The 6,020-nt window shown below is 44.5% G+C and carries 6 protein-coding genes; 5 read left to right on the top strand and 1 reads right to left on the bottom strand.

Annotated elements, in window-relative coordinates; translation table 11 throughout:
- Nucleotides 1-4 precede the first annotated feature (4 nt).
- Genes trpC through trpA form a run of 4 tightly spaced genes read left to right on the top strand, consistent with a single transcriptional unit; the run spans nt 5 to nt 3,496 of the window.
- Nucleotides 5-802, top strand: coding sequence for an indole-3-glycerol phosphate synthase TrpC (gene trpC / locus V7Q33_RS17875; RefSeq protein WP_331976942.1), 798 nt, complete (start codon nt 5-7; stop codon nt 800-802).
- Nucleotides 803-815: 13 nt separating this feature from the next.
- Nucleotides 816-1,469 (top strand): phosphoribosylanthranilate isomerase, encoded by a 654-nt coding sequence (locus V7Q33_RS17880; protein ID WP_333820697.1) that lies wholly within the window; start codon nt 816-818, stop codon nt 1,467-1,469.
- Nucleotides 1,470-1,481: 12 nt separating this feature from the next.
- A complete protein-coding gene (gene trpB / locus V7Q33_RS17885) occupies nt 1,482-2,663 on the top strand; it encodes a tryptophan synthase subunit beta (protein ID WP_333820699.1) in 1,182 nt (393 codons plus the stop codon).
- A gap of 56 nt (nt 2,664-2,719) precedes the next feature.
- Entirely contained in the window at nt 2,720-3,496 is a 777-nt protein-coding gene (gene trpA / locus V7Q33_RS17890; protein ID WP_331976948.1) for a tryptophan synthase subunit alpha, read from the top strand.
- A gap of 138 nt (nt 3,497-3,634) precedes the next feature.
- On the opposite strand, the gene V7Q33_RS17895 is transcribed toward trpA, so the two are convergent.
- Complete coding sequence (locus tag V7Q33_RS17895) at nt 3,635-5,419, bottom strand: M1 family metallopeptidase (protein ID WP_333820700.1); 1,785 nt, start codon at nt 5,417-5,419, stop codon at nt 3,635-3,637.
- Nucleotides 5,420-5,554: 135 nt separating this feature from the next.
- Here V7Q33_RS17895 and V7Q33_RS17900 point away from each other — a divergent pair, with 135 nt between their 5' ends.
- Complete coding sequence (locus tag V7Q33_RS17900; protein ID WP_331977451.1) at nt 5,555-5,905, top strand: ArsC family reductase; 351 nt, start codon at nt 5,555-5,557, stop codon at nt 5,903-5,905.
- Nucleotides 5,906-6,020: the final 115 nt, after the last annotated feature.

Genomic DNA, 6,020 nt, shown 5'->3' on the forward strand with positions numbered 1-6,020 from the left:
TGTTATGAACATTCTCGACAAGATTATTGCCTATAAGCGAACAGAAGTAGAAGAACGGAAAAAACAGCAGCCGGTAAAGTTGCTGGAGAGTAGTATATATTTTTCCACGTTACCCGTTTCCATGAAGAAGTATATTTGCCGTGAAGATAAAACCGGAATTATTGCGGAGTTCAAACGGAAGTCACCATCGAAAGGTGTGATTAACGCACATGCTCCGGTGGAGCGTACAACGATCGGTTATCTGCAAGCCGGTGCTTCGGCTCTTTCTGTGCTTACCGATACACCGTCATTCGGTGGCAGCACTGACGATCTGATGACCGCGCGGAAATTTAATTTTTGTCCAATCATACGGAAAGATTTTACTATTGATGAATACCAGGTAATCGAGGCAAAATCAATGGGGGCAGATGCTATACTGCTCATCGCTGCCGTACTTGATCCGCAGCAATCAAGGAAGCTCGCAGACCTTGCGCATTCGTTCGGTATGGAAGTATTGCTGGAAGTACACGATGAAGATGAGCTAAAGCAAAACCTGGAAGCAGGTGCAGACCTTATCGGTGTAAATAACCGAAACCTGAAAACATTTGAAGTAAGCATAGATATTTCCAAAAAGCTGGCTCCTATGATTCCGGATTCGGTGGTGAAGGTTTCCGAGAGCGGTATATCTTCTGCTGATACGATCATTGAACTGAGAAAGCACGGGTATCGGGGATTTTTGATGGGCGAGAACTTTATGAAGCATGATCATCCGGAGAAGGCCGCGATGGATTTTATGGACGAGCTGCGTAAGAAATCAATATAAGTATATATCCTGCATGGAAATAAAACTTAAAGTATGCGGCATGCGCGATGAAGCGAACATACAGGCGGTGGCTGCGCTACAGCCCAACTATATGGGTTTTATTTTCTATGATAAATCTCCCCGGTATATTGGCGAAGATTTTCTGATTCCTGATATATTTCCCCGCTCGATAAAAAGAGTAGGCGTGTTTGTAAATGAAGCAGAAGAAAAAATGCTGGATGCCGTTCAGCGATTTAAGCTGGATTATCTTCAATTGCATGGCGATGAATCGGCTGAACTTTGCCAAAGCCTGAAAAATGAAAATACAGGCGTGATCAAAGTCTTTTCAGTAGGTGATGGTTTCGACTTTGCTGTAACGAAACCGTATAAGCCGGTTGTTGACTTCTTTTTGTTTGATACCAAAGGGAAATATTATGGCGGAAATGCTAAAGTATTTGACTGGAGCATACTGAAAAACTACGACCAGGAAGTGCCGTTCTTTCTCAGCGGAGGAATTTCGGCAAAGAACGCAGAAGCAATACAATCATTGACCGGTATGAATATACATGCCCTTGATGTGAACAGCGGTGTGGAAGATGCGCCCGCCATAAAGAGTATACCCAAGCTGCAGGCGTTGATTGATGCCTGTAACCAGGGCAAAGAATTTAAACTATATACCAGACAATAAAATAAGATTCGTATGAAATATACTGTTGACGAACGTGGGTACTACGGACAATTCGGAGGAGCTTATATTCCCGAAATGTTATATCCCAATGTAGAGGAACTTCGCAGAAATTACCTCCAGATCATCGAGCAGGATGATTTCAAAAGGGAGTTTGACGATCTGCTGAAGAATTATGTTGGTCGGCCCACACCGCTATATTTTGCCAAACGCATGTCTGAAAAATATGGTGCCAAAATATACCTCAAGCGCGAAGACCTTTGCCATACCGGTGCACACAAAGTAAACAATACTATCGGCCAGATATTATTGGCGAAGCGACTCGGCAAGCAGAAGATCATTGCAGAGACTGGTGCCGGCCAGCATGGTGTTGCCACGGCCACGGTGTGTGCCCTGATGGGTATGGAATGTATTGTGTACATGGGCAAAGTAGATATGGAACGCCAGCGCCCCAATGTAGAGCGTATGCGTATACTTGGCACCAAGGTAGTGCCTGCGCTAAGCGGAAGCATGACGTTGAAAGATGCCACCAACGAAGCCATGCGTCACTGGATCAATAATCCTACGGACACACACTATATCATTGGTTCTGTAGTAGGGCCGCATCCATATCCTGATATGGTGGCTCGTTTTCAATCGGTGATCAGCCAGGAGATACGAAAGCAATTGCAAGAGGAGATTGGCAATCCATACCCTGACTATGTATTTGCCTGTGTAGGCGGTGGAAGCAACGCAGCCGGAGCCTTTTATCATTTCCTGCAAGATGAACATGTTAACCTTGTAGGTGTTGAAGCAGCGGGTAAAGGTATACATTCCGGAGAGTCTGCTGCAACAACAGTGTTAGGTAAAGTAGGTGTATTGCATGGCAGCCGTATGTTGTTAATGCAAACAGAAGATGGTCAGGTTGTGGAGCCGCACTCTATATCTGCGGGATTGGACTATCCCGGTATCGGCCCGATGCATGCGCATTTGTGTGAAACCGGTCGCGTAAAATTTGTAAGTGCTACCGATGATGAAGCGATGACCGCCGGCATAGAATTGAGCAAGTTGGAAGGTATAATCCCGGCTATTGAATCTGCGCATGCTGTGTCAGCAATCAATCAGTTTGAATTTGATAAGGATGATGTAGTGGTCATCAATCTTTCCGGAAGGGGAGATAAAGACCTGGAAACCTATATCCGATGGGGTAAATACTGATATAATTATTTATAAAGTATGCCAGTTTAAAACCTCATTCCTCAACGACCAATACTATGAAAAACAGGATCACAGAATTATTCGCCAAAAAGAAAAACAATATCCTCAATATATACTTTACGGCAGGCTTTCCTGCTTTGAACGATACCGTACGCATAGCACAACTCCTCGAAAAATCAGGAGCTGATATCATTGAAATTGGTATACCTTTTTCAGACCCGGTTGCCGATGGTCCCACGATACAGGCCAGTAACAAAGTTGCGTTGGATAATGGCATGACGCTGGCTACGCTGCTTGACCAGGTGAAAGAGATCCGCCAGCATGTATCGTTACCCATCATCCTGATGGGCTATATAAATCCCGTTATGCAATATGGCATCGAGAAATTTGCCAAAGATGCTTCGGCGATCGGCGTGGATGGAGTGATTATTCCTGATTTACCACTTCACGAATTTGAAGAACAATATAAAGATCTGTTCGAATCAGTGAATCTTTGCAATACATTCCTGATATCGCCTACAACATCAGAAGAACGTATTCGCAAGATCGATGCTGTTACCGAAGGATTTATTTATGCTGTTTCGGCATCCAGTATAACAGGCGCCAAAGGTGATTTCTCTCCCGAGCAGGTTGCGTATTTCGAGCGATTGCAGGCGATGAAGCTAAAGAATCCATTCCTGATCGGCTTTGGTATATCCAACCAGGAAACATTTAACCGTGCAGCCAGCTATAGCACCGGTGCCATTGTAGGCAGTGCCTTCATTAACCTGCTCAAAGATGCTTCCGACCTGCCAACAGATATCGAGCGCTTTGTAAAGTCTTTGAGGAAATAGTTTTTTGGGCTGCCGCCTTCAACATTCTTTGATCGGTATTCCTTGTTTGATATTTAAGTTCCCATAGAAATCACAGAAATATACTCTGTGATTCTGTGGGAGATTTTTGTAACGATTAACCTGTAAAAATTAACGATCTCACTGTTTCAAAAGCTTATCCAAGCTGCTTACTGCTACGAAGTGATAGTTCGGTCGTGCTTTACTATATATACTTACAGCGCGTTTTTTACCTTCCGGAGTTTTGATCAGCTCGCTATACAGGGGCATCAAAAACTTTCTCCGTCCGGTGTTGATCAGGAACGTTTCGATTTTGGGATATGCTTTTTCGTAGTGGTTACGAATGGCAATTACACCCCAGGCTGTAATAATTTCTGAATTACCTGATGCTGTAAATTTCCCTAATTCGTCCAGCGCGGTCATTTGCCCGGGTGATAATGTGTCAGGCAGATTCTTTAGAAAATGTAGCCATTCATGCGTGCTCCAGGAGGATGTTGTTGAGCCTGTTATAGCATTGCCTGCTTTCCATTGCGCAAGTGCTGCGTCTACTTTTGCAAAACGATCCGACACCGGCTTCGGACAATAAGAGGGAAGTCCTTCGGTATAGATCCAATCCTGGAACAAAGAATCCGCTAATGCTATTGAGAACTTTTCCTGGTAGTATGTCTTCATGAATGGTATAAATTCTTCAGTCGTCATTACCTTGAAAGCATTCTGCGAGAAATAGTCTTTTACAAACTGATCGAACTTATCGCGGCCGTTTTGTTCTTCTATCGTACGAAGAAAATAATATCCTTTGTTGTAGGCAATTTCCGTTACACCATCATCGGGACTTCTGCCTTCCAGATGAAGCTTCAGTTTTGTATCGGCAGATAAACCTGCTTCGTTAAGTGATTTTATTTCTTCATGAAGTCCTTGCAGGTTGAGCGATGCCAGCATTTCGGCATAATCTTTACCATACAGTTTTTCCATGATACGTGTCTCGAAATATACTGTGAATCCTTCGTTCAGCCAGAAGTCATCCCACGTAGCATTAGTTACAAGATTGCCCGACCAACTGTGAGCAAGTTCGTGTGCGATGAGCGAAGTAAGCGAGCGGTCGCCAGCCAATATGGTAGGCGTTGCAAAAGTAAGTCTCGGATTCTCCATGCCACCGAATGGGAAGCTTGGCGGAAGCACCAGCACATCGTAGCGATCCCATTGGTACTTACCATATAGTTCCTCTGCACCTGCAATCATTTTTTCAAGATCGGCAAATTCCCAGGCACAGGTATCCACCAATGAAGGCTCTGCATATATACCACTACGATCGCTGATGGATTTGAAGGCTATATCACCCACCGATAACGCCAGCAGGTAGGATGGTATGGGCTGCTTCATCGAGAATGTATATATACCGGTTTCATTTTTCGCCTGCGGATTAGATGCACTCATCAACGCCAGTAAATCTTTCGGCACGGTTACTTCAGCGTCATACGTAAAGCGTATGCCCGGAGAGTCCTGGCATGGCACCCAGCTTCTGGCGAGGATTGCTTGCGATTGCGTGAAGAGGAATGGAAACTTTTTACCTGCGGTTTGTTGCGGACTTAGCCATTGCAATGCTTCTGCATCAGGGCTGGTTTGGTACGTGATGCTCACCTGTGTTGTTCCCGGTTTCAGTAGTACAGCAAGCGCCTGCCCTAATATACTGTCGTTGTTTGCGAGTCGATACTCCGCTGCAACGTTATCGTTAAGCGTTACTTTTTCAATGGACAATCCTTTCGTATCAAACGTAATGAGATCGGCATTGGCATTCACTTCAATCGTCCAGGTAGCAACGGCCCGGATAATTTTGTGATCAAAGTCGACCATAGCTTTCCACTGTAAATGTTTTACACGGGCTTCGGCGGGTTGGGCATACGAGTGTGGATCTGTAGCTGGTTTCATAACTGTTTCAGTTGTTTTTTGACGACAGGAGATGACCACGCCAAGTGCAAGGAGGCAAATCAGTTTTGTTATGATCGTAATCTTCATACCTTCGGTTTTGGGATGACAAACTACTATAATTTTCAGTGAACCGCTATGACCATTTACGGAATTAAGAACTGCAACACAGTAAAGTCAGCGCTCGACTGGCTGAAAAAAAATAACGTTGAATTTGAATTTCACGATTATAAAACAAAAGGTATAACTGATGCCAAGTTAAAATCGTGGAGCAAGCAAGTAGGATGGGAGAGCCTGGTGAACAAACGTGGTACCACCTGGCGACAGTTGGATGAGTCGGTACAAGCCGGTGTGAAAAATGAAAGTGCGGCCGTGGCATTGATGAAAGAAAAGACGAGTGTGATCAAGCGTCCGTTGGTCGAAGAAGATGGAAAAGTGCTGTTACTTGGATTTGATGAGGCGGAATACAAAAAAGTGTTAAAAAAATAGCCCGTAGAAGAAGCTAATGCCTTGTGGATTCACATTGAAATATGTAAAATTGCGCCCTCATTGTCAGGGCCCATAGCTCAGCTGGTTAGAGCACCTGACTCATAATCAGGGGGTC

This window comes from Ohtaekwangia sp., assembly GCF_036786105.1.
Taxonomy (GTDB): domain Bacteria; phylum Bacteroidota; class Bacteroidia; order Cytophagales; family Cyclobacteriaceae; genus Ohtaekwangia.